Consider the following 15,956-nt stretch of genomic DNA (forward strand, 5'->3'; position numbering starts at 1 on the left):
CCTATGAACAAGAATCTGATGATCGGCGCTGGCTTTGTGGTGGTCCTGGCCGGCGGTATCTGGGGCGGGAAATACTGGGCCCAGTCCCAACAGCCTGAACAGGCACAACAGGCACAACAGGCGGAGCAAGCCGGCAAGGCCGGCATGGCCGCGCCCTACGCCAAGCCCGAGGCGGCGAAACCGCGCAACGTGCCGTCGCTGCTGACGCTGCCCGAAGGCGGCTTCGACCCGAACGCGGTCAAGTCCGCGGTGTTCAGCACGCAAGCCGTGACGGTCGACACGCCCACGCCCGGCAAGCTGGCCTACAACGTGCAGCAGGCCAAGCTGGCCTCGGCCCGTGTGGCCGGCCGCGTCGAGCGCATCCTGGTGTTCGAGGGGGCCGTGGTGCATGCCGGGCAGCCGCTGGCCGAGCTGTACTCGCCCGAGTACATCTCCGCGCAGAACGAATTCCTGCTCTCGCATAACGCCTTCAAGACGCTCAACAACAGCGACCTGAAGGAACTGGTGGACGATGCCCGCCTGACCATGCAATCGTCCGAGAACAAGCTGCGCGTGCTGGGCGCGACCACCGAGGACATCGCCCGCATCCGCGAGCGCGGCGTGGCCTCCGACACGCTGACCATCCGCGCGCCGATCGGCGGCACCATCGTCAAGCGCGACATGGACCCCGGCTCCTACCTCAATGTCGGCGACTCGCTGATGAGCATCATCGACACCCGCTCGATCTGGTTCACCGGCAACCTGTACGAGAACGACATCAAGAACGTGCGCCTGGGCCAGGTCATCGAGATCGAGACCCCGGCCTACCCGGGCCGGCACTACCGCGGGCGCGTCAGCTTTATCGCGCCCAATGTCGACGCCGATACGCACACCCTGCAGGTACGCTGCGATGTGCCCAACCCGGATGGCACGCTCAAGCCGGAGATGTACGCCACCGCGCGCATCGTCACCGGCAGCGCGCAGGCGCTGGTGGTGCCGCAATCGGCCATCGTCAAGGACCAGGGCAAGCTCTACCTGATGACGCAGCCGGACGACAAGCACATCGAGCGCGTGACCGTGCAGGGCACGCCGCGCAGCGACGGTACCTTCCAGGTCACCGAAGGCGTGCCGGCCGGCGCGTCGGTGCGGGTGGTGACGCAGGGCGGCATGCTGCTCAACGAAATGCTGCTCAAGCAGGAGGCCTGAGATGGTCTTCTCGCCAATCAAGAGCATCCTCAAGCGGCGCCTGGTGATCGTCTTCCTGGCCGTTGGCCTGCTGGCGGCCGGCGTGCTGAGCTTCCTGCAGCTGCCGCTGCAGGCGTACCCAGGCGTGGCGCCGGTCACGGTGCAGGCCATTACGCAGTGGCCTGGCCGCAGCACGGTGGAGGTCGAGCAGCAGATCACGATTCCGGTGGAGAACGCGCTGGCCAGCGTGCCGGACGTGCAGTCCTTCCGCTCGGTCTCGCTGTTCGGGCTGTCTGTTGTGACCGTCAAGTTCAAGGAGGGCGTGGATAACTTCAAGGCCCGCCAGAACTTCGTCACCTACCTGTCGCAAGCCAACCTGCCGCCGGGCGTGCAGCCCAACCTGTCGCCGGACGGCGACGCCACCGGCGAAATCCTGCGCTACCGGATCGAGGCCGACGGCATCGACGTGACCACGCTGAAGACCTACCAGGACTACAACGTCTACAAGGAGATCAAGCACGTCCCGGGCGTGGCCGATATCACGGCCTTTGGCGGCAAGGTCAAGCAATACCAGATCGTGCCGACGCCCGAGAAGCTGCAGGCCTATGGGCTCTCGCTCAAGCAGGTGGTGGATGCGGTGTCGAATGCCAACGCCAATACTGGCGGCGGCCTGATGAAGGCCGGCGAGCAGCAGTTCGTGGTACGCGGCGTGGGCCTGCTGCAAACGCTCGATGACATCCGCAACGTCACCGTGTCGGTGTCCAGCGGCGTGCCGGTGCGGGTGCGCGATATCGCCGAGGTGCGGGTGGGCAACACGCCGCGCCTGGGCATGGTGCAGTTCGACCAGCACGACGATATCGTCGAAGGCATCGTGCTGATGAAGCGCGACGAGAACGCCACCGAGGTGCTGGCGCGGGTGCGCGACAAGATCGCCGACATCAACCAGAACGTGCTGCCCAAGGGTATCCAGGTCAAGACGTTCTATGACCGCCAGAACCTGCTCGACATCACCATGGGTACCGTCGAGCATGCGCTGTTCGTCGGCATCTCGCTGGTGCTGATCGTGCTGTTCATCTTCCTCGGCAGCTTCCGCGCCGCGGCGGTGGTGGCGGCGGTGATCCCGCTGGCGCTGTGCGTGTCGTTCATCAACATGGCCCACTTCAAGGTGCCGGCCAACCTGATCTCGCTAGGGGCGATCGACTTCGGGCTGATCGTGGATGCGGCGGTGATCGTGATGGAGAACATCATGCGCCACCTGGAGGAGGGCGAGACCAACGTGGAGGATGGCATCGTCAAGGCCACCAGCGAGGTCCAGCGCGCCATGATCTTCTCCACCGGCATCATCATCGTGGCCTACTCGCCGCTGTTCTTCATGGGCGGGGTGGAAGGCATCATCTTCAAGCCGATGGCCTTCACCATGGGCTTCGCGCTGCTGGCCTCGATCGTGCTGGCGCTGACCTTCGTGCCGGCGGTGACGTCCTTTGTGTTCCGTGGCTCGCTGCGGCCGCACTCGCCGAAATTCATCGCGGTGATCCTGCGCGCCTACAAGCCCCTGCTGCGCAAGCTGCTGAAGAAGCCCGGCCTGGTGTTCCTGGCTGCGTTCATCGGCCTGGCCGGCACGCTGTACAGCTCGCGCTACCTCGGCACCGAGTTCCTGCCCACGCTGGAGGAGAACAACCTGTGGCTGCGCATCACGTTGCCCAACACCGTGGACCTCGACTACTCGGCCTCCGTCGCGCGCGACCTGCGCGGCTTCTTCCGCCAGCAGCCCGAGGTGAAAACCGTGTCGGTGCAGATTGGCCGCCCGGATGACGGCACCGACTCCACCGGCGTGTTCAACCAGGAATACGCGCTGTACTTCAAGCCCCCGGCCGACTGGCCCAAGGGTGCGACCAAGCAGCAGGTGGTGGAACGCCTGTCCAAGCACCTGGATCGTATCCCGGGCATCGAGTACAACTTCTCGCAGTACATCCAGGACAACGTGAACGAGGCGCTGTCCGGGGTCAAGGGCGAGAACTCGGTGAAGATCTACGGCTCCGACCTGGTGACGCTGCAGGACAAGGCCAAGGAGGTCGAGTCCATCCTGAAGAAGGTGCCGGGCCTGGCTGACGTCGGCATCTTCAAGGAACTCGGCCAGCCCACGCTGAACATCACGGTGGACCGCGAGAAGAGCGCGCGCTTCGGCATGAACGTGAGCGACATCCAGTCCGCCGTGCAGTTTGCGATTGGCGGCGATGCGGTCACCAACATCCTGGAGGGCGAGAAGACCTTCGGGCTGTCGGTGCGGCTCAACGACCAGGCGCGCAACAACCCGGATGTCATCAACCGCTTGCTGGTGGATACGCCGGACGGCCAGCGCATTCCGCTGTCGATGGTGGCCAAGGTGGAGGCGACCGATGGGCCGTTCTTCGTCTATCGCGAGACCGGCAAGCGCTATATCGCCATCAAGTTCGGCGTGCGCGGACGAGATCTTGGCAGCGCGGTGGCCGAGGCGCAGGACAAGGTAGGCAAGGCGGTGACGCTGCCGGCAGGCTACAGCATCTTCTGGGATGGCCAGTTCAACCAGATGAAGATCGCGCAGAAGAAGCTGGCGGTGATCGTGCCGCTGACCATCCTGGTGATCTTCCTGCTGCTGTACAGCACCTTCGGCAACTTCAAGGATGCGCTGATGGTGGTGCTGAACGTGCCGTTCGCGGCCATCGGTGGCTTGCTGGCGCTGCATATCGCAGGAGAGACCTTATCGATCTCGGCGGGCATCGGCTTCTTGTCGCTGTTCGGCATCGCGATCCAGGACGGGGTGATCCTGATCTCCTACGTCAACCGGCTGGCGCAGTCCGACGATCTGCATGCAGCCGTGGTCGAGGGCGCGGCGCTGCGCCTGCGCCCGGTGGTGATGACGGCCATGCTGGCGGGCCTGGGGCTGTTGCCCGCAGCGCTGTCGCACGGCATCGGCTCGGAAGCGCAACGCCCGCTGGCGCTGGTGATCGTGGGCGGCATGGTGACCACCACGCTGCTGACGCTGCTGGTGCTGCCGGTGGTGTTCTCCTGGGTCAACCGCCATCGCGGGCGCAAGGGCGGCCCGGACGCGGCCTCGCTGACGCCGGCCGAAGGCATTTGAGCCGGAATTTGAACCTGAACCTGAACCAACCAGTGGCCGGCACGCCCCGGGCGGACCGGCCACGCAACGGGAGTCCATCATGAGCATGCGAAAGAATGCACCGGCGGCACTGCTCGCCATCCTGCTTTGTGCCGGCGTCGGAGTAGCCGGCGCCGCGTCGCCGAAGTCGTCGGCCAGCGGCAAGGGGCAGTCGGCGCAGTCAGGGCAATCCGCCAAGCAGTCCAGCCGGAACTCGGTGCTGCCGTCCAACGTGCGGAAATAACCGGCCGGCGAGCCTCAGGCGCCGATTGGAATCAAGCCTTGGTTCCCTCGGCGCCTGCCTCGAACACATCACGCAGCCACTGCACGAACACCCGCACCCGCATTGATAGCTGGCGGTTCTGCGAATACAGCACGGACACCGGCATCGGCGGCGGCGGCAGGTCCGCCAGCACGACCTGCAAGCGGCCCTCCCGCAGCTCCCTTGCCACCCGATAGCGCGGCACCTGAACCAGCCCCAGCCCGGCCACCGAGGCGCCTGTGTAGAGATCGGCGCCAGTGACCGAAATGGCAGCCGCCAGTTGCACGGCCGTCACGCGGCCAGCTACCGTAAATTCCAGCGGCACCGCCTTGCCGGTGCCGCTGGAGATGTAGTTGACCGCGCGATGCGCCGGCAATGCATCAAGATCCGCCGGTTCGCCATAGCGAGCCAGGTAGGCCGGGCTGGCCACGGTCACCTGCTCCAGCAGCGCAACCCGGCGCCCCACCATCGACGAATCTTGCAGGTTGCCCGCGCGCAGCACGCAATCGATTCCCTCGCGCACCAGGTCGACCAGCCGGTCGTCCTCGCCGATATGGATTTCCAGCTCGGGATAGCGCGCCAGGAAATCCGGCAGCGCCGGCACCACGAAATGCCGGGCCAGCGTCCCCTGCAGGTTCACGCGCAGCAGGCCCTTGGGCGCGGTATCCCGGAATGACCCCTCCGCTTCTTCCAGGTCGGCTATCAGGCGTACGCAGCGCCGGTAGTGCGCTTCGCCATCGTGCGTCAGCCGCACCGTGCGGGTGGTGCGCTCCAGCAGCCGGGCGCCGAGCCGCTGTTCCATGCGCTTGATCAGGTTGGTGATGGTGGCACGCGGGATCTGGAGATCCTCGGAGGCCTGGGTAAAGCTCTGGCGCTCGGCGATGCGCACGAAGGCCTGCATTTCCTGGAATCGGTCCATGCGTAGCTGAACGGGGCCGGCGTGGGCAATGAAAGACCCTGGGGCGCCCTATTGTTAATGTAAAAGGAGCAATGATATCAAAATACCACCAATTATCTTTACACAGGAATGATCCATGATCTGTTTCACCAACCCACCACCTGAAAGGAAACGGATCATGAACAACACCAACCCCGCCCAAGTCGCCATCGTCACGGGCGCATCCCGCGGCATCGGTGCCGCCATTGCCAGGCGCCTGGCGCAGGACGGTTTTGCCGTCGCCATCAACTACGCGGCCGGCGCGGCCCAGGCCGATGCCCTCGTGGCCGAACTGAAGGCCGCTGGCGCGTCGGCCATCGCAGTGCAGGCCGATGTGTCCAAGGCCGACGATGTGCGCCGCCTGTTCGAGATCACCGAGCAGCAACTGGGCAAGGTGAACGTGCTGGTCAACAACGCTGGCATGCTCAAGACGGTGCCGCTGGCCGACACCAGCGACGCGCTCTATGACCAGACTTTCGACATCAACGTGCGCGGCACCTTCAACACCCTGCGCGAAGCCGCCGCGCGGCTTGCCGACGGCGGGCGCATCGTCAATGTCTCCAGCACCACGCTGGCGCTGAACATGTCCGGCTATGCCGTCTACAACGCCACCAAGGCAGCAGTGGAGGCGTTCACGCACGTGTTCGCCAAGGAACTGCGCGGCCGCAACATCACGGTCAATGCGGTGGCCCCCGGCCCGATCGCTACCTCGCTGTTCCTCGACGGCAAGACCGAAGAGCAGATCCAGGCCTTCGCCAAGATGCCCCCGCTGCAACGCCTGGGCCAGCCGGAAGACATCGCCGGCGTCGTCGCCTTCCTCGCCGGCGCCGATGCCGGCTGGGTCAACGGCCAGATCCTGCGCGCCAACGGTGGCGTGGCCTGAGCGCTTGCGCGGCACGGCATCTGGACGCCGGCTACCGCTACTACGCCAAGATCTTCGGCAATGCGCCGGCCGGCGCACGCACAAAGGCCCGGGCCGCTGCCTACAATGGAGACAATAAAAACAATGACGGCGACCATCGGGCAATCGATCATGACCCCCCATCTGGCTTTGACGCATTCCACCCGCTCGGTGGCGCCCCGCGCTCACGTGCTGGCCACCCTGCTAGCCTGCGGCCTGCTGCTCGCGCAAGCTGCGCCGGCCCAAGCGCAGGCATCGGCAGCATCGGCGCCGCCCCCCGGCGCCGCCTTCTCCGCCGGCACGCCCGGCGGGCCGTTGCCGCCCGGGTGGAAGAACCTGCCGGTGGCGCACGGCAAGGCGTCGACCCACTACAGCCTGGTGGCGCAGGACCACGCCACGGTGCTGGAAGCCGACGCGGCCGCCTCCGCCTCCGCGCTGATGCACAAGGGCACCAACCTGGACCTGGAGGCCACCCCGCAGGTCAACTGGCGCTGGAAGGTGGAACACCCGATCGATGAAGCCGACAACAGCGTCGCCGCCAAGGAAGACGCGCCGGCGCGCCTGGTGTTCATGTTCGATGGAGATACGGACAAGCTATCGCTGGGCGAGCGCACCGCCATCAAGCTGGCCAAGACGCTGGCGGGCGAGGAGCTGCCCTATGCCACGCTGATGTACATCTGGTCCAATACCGCGCCGGTCGGCACGGTCATCGACAACCCCCACACCTCGCGGGTCAAGATGATCGTGGTGTCAGGCGGAGCCGACGCCGCCGGCAAGTGGCTCACGCTGAGCCGCAACGTGGAGCAGGACTTCGAGCATGCCTTCAAGGAAAAGCCCGGCAAGCTGAGCGCCTACGGCCTGCTCACCGATACCGACAACACGGGCGGCAACGCGCGTGCCTGGTATGGGGATATCCGCTTCGGGGCGGCGAAGTAGCGTCGCGTGCCACGGCAAACGCGGATTGCGGTCGTCGCTTGCCAATCATTCAAAGGGGTTCAGAACACGCGGGATCGCATCGCAATGATGCCTGCGCAGGACGGGTGAGCAATCCGCCTCAGCCTGCCAAAAACCCGCAAACCGCCTGCGCAAACCCCTCCGGCTGCTCCCAGTTCGACAAGTGGGCTCCGTCCAGCTCCACGTAGCGCGCCCCGGCAATCCCTTGCGCCACTTCGCGGCCTTGCGCCGGCGTGGTGGCCAGGTCGTGCGTGCCGGCAATCACCAGCACCGGGCAGGAGATGCGCTGCAGCTGCGCGCGCAGGTCGGCGTCGCGCACGGCGGCGCAGTTGGCCGTGTAGCCTTCGGGCGATGCGTCCAGCAGCATCTGGCGCACCGGCGCGATGCGCGCGGCGTTGCCGGCCAGCCAGGCGGCGCTGAACCAGCGCGCCAGCACCGCATCGACGATGGCGGCCATGCCCTGGCTGCGTACCGTCTGGATGCGCGTGTCCCAGCCGCTGGCCGGGCCGATGAGGGCGGCGGTATTGGCCAGCACGAAGCGGTCGAAACGCTCGGGGTGATTGGCGGCCAGCCACATGCCAGTCATGCCGCCCATCGACAGCCCGCAAAAATGCGCGCGCCCGATGCCGGCGTGATCCATGATGGCCAGCACGTCCTGGCCGAGTTCGGCAAACCCGAACGGCGCCGCAGCCGGGGACGGCAAGCCGGAGCCCCCGTGGCCGCGGGTGTCGTAGCGCAGCACGCGAAAGCGCGGCAGCAGGCTATCCATCTGCGGCGCCCACATCTGCATGTCGGTGCCCAGCGAGTTGGACATGACCAGCACGGGCGCATTGGGCGCCCCCTCGATCTCGTAATGCAGCGCGATGCCTTGGTGCAATGCAGTGGTCATGGCGTTCTCAGTCCGCGCGGATGCCGCGTTCGCGGATCAGCTTGCCCCATTTATCGGTTTCAGCAGCAAGGTGCTTGCCCAGCTGCGCGGGCGTGCTGCCGATCGGCTCGGCGCCGATGGCGGCCAGGCGGGTACGCACCGACGGCTTGGCCAGCGCGTCCACCATGGCCTGGTTCAGGCGTGCGACCACGGCGGGCGGCGTCTTGGCCGGGACGAAGGCGGCGAACCACGGCGACAGGTCATAGCCCTTGACGCCGGCTTCGGCCAGGGTCGGCACATTCGGCAGCGTCGACGAGCGCTTGGCGGTGGTCACCGCGATGGGCGTGAGCTTGCCGGAGTCGATATGCGGCTTGGCCGAGGTGATGCTGTCGAACATATAGTCGACCTGGCCGCCCAGCAGGTCCGTCATGGCCGGGCCGCTGCCCTTGTAGGGCACGTGGAGCATCTTGACGCCGGTGAGCGAGGTAAACAGCTCGCCGGCCAGGTGAATCGAGGTGCCGTTGCCGGCGGAGGCATAGGTGTACTTGTCCGGCGTGGCGCGCGCCGCGGCGATCAGGTCGGGCACCGTGGCGGGCAGCTTCTTGGCCTTGCTGGTGACCAGCACGTTAGGTACCACCGCCAGGAGCGAGACCGGCGCGAAATCCTTCACCGGGTCGTAGCTGAGGCGGCCGTACAGCGCGGGGTTCACCGCCATGCCGTTGGCGACGATGATCAGCGTGTAGCCATCCGCGGGCGAGCGCGCCACCATCTCGGCGCCGATATTGCCGCCGGCGCCGGGGCGGTTTTCCACCACGATGGACTGCCCCAGGCTCCTCGACATTTCCTCGCCCAGCGTGCGGGCGATATTGTCCATCGCGCCGCCCGCGGGGAATGGCACGACCCAGCGGATCGGGTGATCGGGATAGCTGTCGGCGTGGGCGGCGGACGGCAGCACGGCCAGGGTGGCCAGCGCGCAGGCGCAGGCAGCCCACGCGCGCAGGAATGGCAAGCGCATCAGAGTCTCCTCCAAATGGATTCGGAGTTGGTGTTGGAACGCGGCCATCGGGGCCGCGGCGGTATTCAGGGTAACGGCGAGCCGGCCGGCTTACTTGATCGACGACGGGTGCTTGGCCAGCGGCGTGACATGGATTTCCATGTACGGGAACAGCGGCAGGCTGGAGAGCATGGTGTGCAGTTCGTCGTTGGACTCGGCATCGAACACGCTGTAGTTGGCGTACTCGCCCACCACGCGCCACAGATGCGGCCACTTGCCCTGGCGCTGCAGGTCCTGCGAGTACGCCTTCTCGCGCGCCTTGATCTCGTCGGCCTGCGCGGCCGGCATGTCCACCGGCATCTTTACGTCCATTCTCACCAGAAACAACATGCTTGAATCCTCGGTTATGTTTGCTTGGGCAGCGCCTCAGGCGGCGCGGCGGTAATGGGCCAGCTTGTCTTCGTCCAGCGTCAGGCCAAGCCCCGGGCCTACCGGCAGGTGCAAGGCAAAGTCACGGTACTCGGGGCGCGCCGTCACCACATCATCCTTGAGAAGCAGCGGGCCGAACAGCTCGGTGCCCCAGGCCAGCCGCGGCAGCGTGGCAAAGCCGTGGGCAGCGGCAATGGTGCCCACGCTGCCTTCCAGCATGGTGCCGCCGTACAGCGCGATGCCGGCCGCGTCGCCTACCGCCGCTGTGCGCAGCATCTCGAAGATGCCGCCGGACTTGGAGATCTTCAGCGCAAACACGTCCGCGCCTGCAATGCGCGCCAGTTCCATCGCATCCTCGGGACCGCACACGGCCTCATCGGCCATTACCGGCACCACGAAGCGCGCCGCCAGCCGGGCCAGCGCGCCACGCTGCTCGCGCGGCACGGGCTGCTCGACGAGATCGATGCCGGCGGCTTCCAGCATGGCGATGCCGGTGGCGGCATCGGCTTCGTTCCAGGCCTGGTTGACGTCCACGGTCACGCGGGCACGGTCGCCCAGCGCGCGCTTGATGGCGGACACATGGGCCACGTCATCGCGCACGCTGCGACGGCCGATCTTGAGCTTGAAGGTGTTGTGGCGGCGCTCGGCCAGCAGGGTTTCGGCTTCTTCGATATCGCGGCCGGTGTCTCCGCTGGCGAGCGTCCACAGGCAGGCCAGGTTCGGCCGCACCGCGCCGCCCAGCAACTCGGACAGGGGCAGGCCCAGGCGCTTGCCCTGCGCATCGAGCAGCGCGGACTCCAGCGCCGACTTGGCGAAGCGATTCCCCCGCGCCACCGAAGCCAGGCGCTGCATGGCGGCGTGGATATTGCACGCGTCGATGCCGGCCAATGCAGGCGCCAGGTAGGTATCGATGGTCAGCTTGATGCCCTCGGGGCTTTCGTCGCCGTAGCTCAGGCCGCCGATGGTGGTGGCTTCGCCAATCCCCTCGATGCCGTCGCTGCAACGCAGCCGCACGATCACCAGGGTCTGGCGCTGCATGGTGGTCATGGCAAGCTGGTGCGCCCGGATGGTGGGCAGGTCGACCAGGATGGCTTCGACGGAGGTGACGGTTGCTTTCATGCTGGGTGTCTGCCAAGTATGGAATACGTTGAGAAGCAGTATGTGGCTTGACATCCAGGGTGTCCAAGACCGAGTATGTCCCGATCAATACCTTTTAAGTATGAAAGGACGGGATCATGGAGCTACGTCACCTGCGTTATTTCCAGGCCGTTGCGGCCGAACTCAACTTCACCCGCGCGGCTGAGCGCCTGCATATCGCCCAGCCGCCGTTGTCGCGCCAGATCCGCCAGCTGGAGGACGAAATCGGCACCGTGCTGCTCGACCGTTCCTCGCGCGCGGTGCGGCTGACCGAGGCCGGCCGCTTCCTGCTGGAGCAATCGCTGCAGCTCAACCAGCGCATCGACGAGATCGTGGAAGGCACGCGGCGCATTGGCCGCAACGAAAAGCGCTGGTTCGGCATCGGCTTCGTGCCATCAGTGCTCTATGGCTTCCTGCCGGAACTGATCCGGCTGGTGCGGGGGTCCGATGCGGCGCTGGAGGTGGGCTTGTCGGAGCTGACCACCGTACAGCAGATGGAAGCGCTGAAAGCCGGCCGCATCGATATCGGCTTCGGCCGCATCGTGCTGGACGACCCGGCCATCACCCGCACGGTGGTAATGGCCGAAACGCTGGTGGCCGCCGTGCCCAGCGGCCACCCGGCGCTTAAAGGCCCGCCCATGACGCCGGCGCAGCTGGCGGCCCACCCCTTCGTGCTCTACCCGGCGCGGCCCCGCCCCAGCTACGCCGACCACGTGCTGGCGCTGTTCCGCACGCAGGGCCTGCAGTTGCGCGTGGCGCAGGAGGCCAATGAGCTGCAGACCGCCATCGGCCTCGTGGCTGCGGGGCTTGGCATCTGCCTGGTGCCGGCATCGGTGCAGCGCCTGCACCGCGACGACGTGGCCTACGTGCCGATTGACGCACCCGGCTTTACCTCGCCGGTGATGATGAGCTATCGCAGCGACGACAGCTCGGCGCTACTGGCCGAGGTGGTCAGGCGCGTCGGCGAACTGGCCGGGACACCGCCTTCGGCCTGAAATCCCGCGCCGGCCGTGAGAAAACCCGGCGGCATCCCATGAATGGGTGATGCGCGAAGGCCGCTCGGTTTGTAGAGTGCCTTTATAAAAAGGATACGGGGAAATCGTGCCATCGATGCACTCAGGGTCACTATCGGGCCACGCCGCGCCACGGCCAGGCGGCCTGCTCATTGCGCTGCTAAAAGCGTGCGGGGACACGCTGCGCAAGGTCTGGCGCGGCGAGCAAGGTGAGGTAGCACTCACCTTGCTCCAACCGCCCACGGCGCGCAACGCCACCTCCGCCCTGGCGCCGGACTGCGCCTTGCGCCTGCAACTCACCTACGCCGACACGCCGCTGACGCCCGGTGTGCCCCGGGTCACCGCCACCGCTGCGGTGCTGCGGGGCGACGGCACCGACATTACCGCCTCTGTGCCCCCGTCCGCATGGACCTGGCGCCAGGCTTCCGGCCTGTCGATGCGGGCCGGCTACGGCGCGGTCACGGTCGATACCGAGGGCCAGGGGCATGCCGTGTGCGTTTGCCCGCAGGGTGCCAGCGTGTCGGTCTCCGGCACCAGCCGCGCGGCCTGCCAGACGATGGCATCGGGGGTGGAAGTGAGCGTTTTGCTAGCCAGCGGCGAGCGGTTGAGCCAACGCTTCCAACTGGGCCTAGCCGGGCTGGAATAAGCCAGGCAAGCCCGACGGGACAAGAACGCGGACAGCCCATCGGCGGTTGCCGGCCACCCCGCCGGTCAGCCGCCAGTCACCCCTTGAGGTACATGTTCAGCCGCTTGGCGGCGTTGCGAAGGTGGGTTTCCGCCGCCTGCGCCGCCCGCTCGGGATCGCCCGCCACGATCGCGTCGTAGATGGTCTTGTGCTCTTCCTGCACGGCCTCGACCATGTCCGCGTGATGGCTCTTGGTATTGCTCCTCGCCTGCCGGATCACGCGCCGCGCGCCGTGCTCCAGGTGTTCGCTCAAGGCCTGGAAGTGCGGGTTGTGCGTCGCCTCGACAATGGCCTGGTGAAAGGCGAAGTCCTCTTCATCGCCCAACCTGTCGTTGGCGATCTCGTACTCCATGCCGATCAGCGCGCGCCGGATCCGCTTGAGGTCTTCCGGCGTGCGCCGCATGGCCGCGAACCTGGTGGCCGCCACTTCGATCGTCACCAGCAGCTCCATCACCATGGCCAGCGAATCTTTCTCGTCGATGGCCACATCCTGCATGCGAAACGCCTGGCGCTGGCTGCGCTCGGTCACGAACACACCGCTGCCCGCCTTGGGCGCAACCAGCCCCTCTGACTTGAGCTGCGACAGGGCCTCGCGCACGACCGCGCGGCTGACCGAGAACTGCTCGCACAGCAAGCGCTCGCTGGGCAGGCGGTCGCCCACGGCGAACTCGCCCGCCTGGATCGCCTGGATCAGGCGCCTGGCGATCTCGTCCGGCAAGTGTTTGGGCTCGGGATGGAACATGGTTCCCTCCGGGCGCTGGGTGGGCGGCGGCGCCGCGGCACCGGGCACGGTCTTGTTCAATACGGGCTCCCTGGCGCCAGACAGCTTCTGGTTGGCGCTCGATTTTAAATTGGTCTTACAGGTCAATGTAGCACGTCTTCGCGCGCATGAAACGTGTGGAATGTACCAGCACGAAGCGGTGCCGGCTCCCGTTATTCGCCCGTAAGCCAATCCCTGCAAGGGCACGCACCCCTCGTTCCGCTACGCGGATACACGTCCGATCGGACTCTCAGTAGAAACCCGCATGGCGCGCAAGTCGCCGTTGACGATCGCCTCCCATCTCCCTATAGTAAACCTGTCAGACCACTTTAACCACAGGTCAGACCACTATGACGGGCCAGTTTCGGCGCCCGCCAGATGAATCCAAACAATAGCCAGGAGACACCCATGAGCGGTAGCCGCATTACCCGTCCTTTGTTCGCAGCCGCGGCACTCTCCGTGCTGGCGGGCACGGCATCGGCGGCGCCGGTGAAGATTGCGCTGGTCGAGACGCTGTCCGGCCCGCAGGCATCCACCGGCCTGATGTTCCGCGCAGCGGCGCGCTATGCGATCGACAAGATCAACGCCACCGGTGGCTGGAACGGCGAGCCGCTCCAGCTGGTCGAGTACGACAACCAGGGCGGCCCGGCAGGTGCTGCGGACAAGCTGAAGGCGGCCGTTGCCGATGGCGCCCAGATTGTCATGCAAGGCTCGTCGTCGGCCGTGTCCGGCCAGATCACCGAGGACGTGCGCAAGTTCAACCTGCGCAATCCGGGCAAGGAAATCCTGTTCATGAACGTCGGCGGCGAGGCAATGGAGCTGACCGGCGAGAAGTGCCACTTCTACCATTTCAAGTTCGCCACCAATGCGCAGATCCGCGTCAAGGCGCTGGTCGGCGCGATGAAGCCGCTCCATGCGCTGGGCACCCGCGTGTATTCGATCAACCAGAACTACTCCTGGGGCGTCGACATGGAAAAGGCCATCGGCGACTACGCCAGCGCCGGCGGCTACACGGTGGTGGAAAAGACGCTGCATGACGTGAACAAGGTGCAGGACTTCTCGCCTTATGTGGCCAAGATCGCTGCCGCCAAGGCGGACAGCGTGATCACCGGCAACTGGTCCAACGACCTGCTGCTGTTGATGAAGGCCAGCAAGGCGGCCGGCCTGAAGACGCGCTTCGCCACCGTGTTCCTCGACCAGCCGGGCAATATCGGCAACGCCGCCGACGTGGCGCTGGGCCACTATGTTGCCCACCCCTTCAATGCCGAGGCGGGTGGCGCCGACAGTGAGCGCTTCGCCAACGACTTCAAGGCCCGGCAGGGCCATATGCCCGCCTACATCGAGCCACAGACGGTGTTCGCGGTGGAGATGCTGGGCGAGGCGCTGAAGACCGTGAAGCCGGAAGGCGGCAAGCTCAACACCAGCGCACTGGCCAAGGCGCTCGAAACCGCCAAGGTCAGATCGCCGCTGGGCGAGATGAGCATGCGCGCCGCCGATCACCAGGTGCTGCTGCCGATGGTGGTGTCCGTGGTCGCCAAGGATGCGAAGTTCAAGGTCGACGGCACCGACATGGGCTTCAAGCCGGTCAAGACCTTCTCCGCCGCCGAGGCCGCCACGCCGGCCCAGGCCAGCTGCAAGATGCAGCGCCCCAGCTGATCCCCTGTCCAAGCCACCCTAGCAACATCAGCCATCGCCTGCGCCGCTGCGGCGCAGGCGATGGCAAGTACGGCCATGCGCCAGTTGGCCGCACAGGCTCGTTCCAAGGAAGCCTCATGGAATACCTCGTCGTCTCATTGCTTAACGGCACCATCTACGGCCTGCTGCTGTTCATGGTTTCCGCTGGCCTGACCCTCATCTTCGGCATGATGGGCGTGCTCAACTTTGCCCATGCGTCGTTCTACATGCTGGGCGCCTACTTTGCCTATACGTTGCAAGGCACGATCGGCTTCTGGCCGGCCATCGTGGTTTCGCCGATCCTGGTGGGACTGGTCGGGGTGGCGGTGGAGCGTTTCTTCCTGCGCCGAGTCCATCACCACGGCCACGCGCACGAACTGCTGCTGACCTTTGGCCTGTCTTTCATCATTGCCGAGCTGATCAAGCTGTTCTTCGGCAACTTCCCGGTGGATTACCGCATCCCGGCATCGCTGGACTTCGCGGCCTTCCACCTGGGCGTGTCCTCCTATCCCTTCTATCGCGTGTTCATGGGCGGCATCGCCGTGGCCATGTTCGCCGTGATCTACCTGCTGCTCACGCGCACCCGGGTCGGCATCGTGGTGCGCTCGGCGATCTACAAGCCGCGCATGGCCGAGGCGCTGGGCCACAACGTGCCGCTGGTCTTCATGGGTGTGTTCGGCATCGGCGCGGCGCTGGCGGGCCTGGCCGGCGCGGTGGCGGGCGCGTTCTACACCACCAACCCGAACATGGCGCTGGAACTCGGCGTGATGGTCTTCGTCGTGGTGGTAGTGGGCGGCCTGGGATCGCTGGAGGGCGCCATGCTCGCCTCGCTGCTGATCGGGCTGATCACGTCGTTCTCGGTCGGCATCGATCGCAGCCTAGCCGACCTGCTGGCCTTGGCCGGAGCGGGCGCCTGGGCCGAGCAAGCCGGAGGGCTGATGACCCTGAAACTCTCCAGCCTGGCCGGGACGATCCCGTTCGCGCTGATGCTGTTGATCTTGCTGGTCCGTCCGTCAGGCTTGATGGGCGAGAAGGAGTAACC

General features: G+C 66.1%; 15 protein-coding genes. 9 read left to right on the top strand and 6 right to left on the bottom strand.

Annotated features, from left to right (window positions below; all coding sequences use genetic code 11):
* Positions 1-3 precede the first annotated feature (3 nt).
* The 3 genes from AC1RQC_RS12105 to AC1RQC_RS12115 all read left to right on the top strand — a co-directional run bounded on the left by AC1RQC_RS12105 (position 4) and on the right by AC1RQC_RS12115 (position 4,544).
* Positions 4-1,185, top strand: coding sequence for an efflux RND transporter periplasmic adaptor subunit (locus AC1RQC_RS12105; RefSeq protein WP_492370571.1), 1,182 nt, complete (start codon positions 4-6; stop codon positions 1,183-1,185).
* Between the two features lies 1 nt (position 1,186).
* Positions 1,187-4,282, top strand: a complete 3,096-nt coding sequence (locus tag AC1RQC_RS12110; RefSeq protein ID WP_492370572.1) for an efflux RND transporter permease subunit — start codon at positions 1,187-1,189, stop codon at positions 4,280-4,282.
* A 79-nt stretch (positions 4,283-4,361) separates the two neighbouring features.
* Complete coding sequence (locus tag AC1RQC_RS12115; RefSeq protein ID WP_174423480.1) at positions 4,362-4,544, top strand: hypothetical protein; 183 nt, start codon at positions 4,362-4,364, stop codon at positions 4,542-4,544.
* A 31-nt stretch (positions 4,545-4,575) separates the two neighbouring features.
* Here AC1RQC_RS12115 and AC1RQC_RS12120 read toward each other — a convergent pair whose 3' ends face one another.
* On the bottom strand, positions 4,576-5,481 hold the full coding sequence (locus AC1RQC_RS12120) for a LysR family transcriptional regulator (RefSeq protein WP_492826021.1): 906 nt from the start codon (positions 5,479-5,481) through the stop codon (positions 4,576-4,578).
* Between the two features lie 157 nt (positions 5,482-5,638).
* On the opposite strand from AC1RQC_RS12120, the gene AC1RQC_RS12125 reads away from it, so the two are divergent.
* Positions 5,639-6,382: an SDR family oxidoreductase gene (locus AC1RQC_RS12125; RefSeq protein WP_492883458.1), complete on the top strand. Its 744-nt coding sequence runs from the start codon at positions 5,639-5,641 to the stop codon at positions 6,380-6,382.
* Between the two features lie 123 nt (positions 6,383-6,505).
* Positions 6,506-7,336, top strand: coding sequence for a DUF3047 domain-containing protein (locus AC1RQC_RS12130; protein WP_492883460.1), 831 nt, complete (start codon positions 6,506-6,508; stop codon positions 7,334-7,336).
* Positions 7,337-7,454: 118 nt separating this feature from the next.
* Here AC1RQC_RS12130 and pcaD read toward each other — a convergent pair whose 3' ends face one another.
* The 4 genes from pcaD to AC1RQC_RS12150 all read right to left on the bottom strand — a co-directional run bounded on the left by pcaD (position 7,455) and on the right by AC1RQC_RS12150 (position 10,764).
* On the bottom strand, positions 7,455-8,243 hold the full coding sequence (gene pcaD, locus AC1RQC_RS12135; RefSeq protein WP_309404841.1) for a 3-oxoadipate enol-lactonase: 789 nt from the start codon (positions 8,241-8,243) through the stop codon (positions 7,455-7,457).
* Between the two features lie 7 nt (positions 8,244-8,250).
* Entirely contained in the window at positions 8,251-9,237 is a 987-nt protein-coding gene (locus AC1RQC_RS12140) for a tripartite tricarboxylate transporter substrate binding protein (protein ID WP_492370577.1), read from the bottom strand.
* A 90-nt stretch (positions 9,238-9,327) separates the two neighbouring features.
* Complete coding sequence (gene catC / locus AC1RQC_RS12145) at positions 9,328-9,606, bottom strand: muconolactone Delta-isomerase (RefSeq protein WP_150984433.1); 279 nt, start codon at positions 9,604-9,606, stop codon at positions 9,328-9,330.
* Positions 9,607-9,642: 36 nt separating this feature from the next.
* Positions 9,643-10,764 carry a muconate/chloromuconate family cycloisomerase gene (locus tag AC1RQC_RS12150; protein WP_043352961.1) on the bottom strand — a complete coding sequence of 374 codons (1,122 nt, stop codon included), beginning with the start codon at positions 10,762-10,764 and terminating at the stop codon, positions 9,643-9,645.
* A 116-nt stretch (positions 10,765-10,880) separates the two neighbouring features.
* On the opposite strand from AC1RQC_RS12150, the gene AC1RQC_RS12155 reads away from it, so the two are divergent.
* Both AC1RQC_RS12155 and AC1RQC_RS12160 read left to right on the top strand, forming a co-directional pair.
* Positions 10,881-11,777, top strand: coding sequence for a LysR family transcriptional regulator (locus tag AC1RQC_RS12155; RefSeq protein ID WP_174423471.1), 897 nt, complete (start codon positions 10,881-10,883; stop codon positions 11,775-11,777).
* Between the two features lie 106 nt (positions 11,778-11,883).
* A complete protein-coding gene (locus AC1RQC_RS12160) occupies positions 11,884-12,441 on the top strand; it encodes a hypothetical protein (RefSeq protein WP_492370579.1) in 558 nt (185 codons plus the stop codon).
* A gap of 76 nt (positions 12,442-12,517) precedes the next feature.
* Here AC1RQC_RS12160 and AC1RQC_RS12165 read toward each other — a convergent pair whose 3' ends face one another.
* A complete protein-coding gene (locus AC1RQC_RS12165) occupies positions 12,518-13,222 on the bottom strand; it encodes a FadR/GntR family transcriptional regulator (RefSeq protein ID WP_492808422.1) in 705 nt (234 codons plus the stop codon).
* Positions 13,223-13,648: 426 nt separating this feature from the next.
* Between AC1RQC_RS12165 and AC1RQC_RS12170 the strand changes: the two genes are divergently transcribed.
* Both AC1RQC_RS12170 and AC1RQC_RS12175 read left to right on the top strand, forming a co-directional pair.
* On the top strand, positions 13,649-14,896 hold the full coding sequence (locus AC1RQC_RS12170) for a branched-chain amino acid ABC transporter substrate-binding protein (RefSeq protein ID WP_492370580.1): 1,248 nt from the start codon (positions 13,649-13,651) through the stop codon (positions 14,894-14,896).
* Between the two features lie 116 nt (positions 14,897-15,012).
* Positions 15,013-15,954: a branched-chain amino acid ABC transporter permease gene (locus AC1RQC_RS12175; protein WP_150984437.1), complete on the top strand. Its 942-nt coding sequence runs from the start codon at positions 15,013-15,015 to the stop codon at positions 15,952-15,954.
* Positions 15,955-15,956 lie beyond the last annotated feature (2 nt).

The organism is Cupriavidus sp. GW822-FHT03E04 (assembly GCF_058801495.1).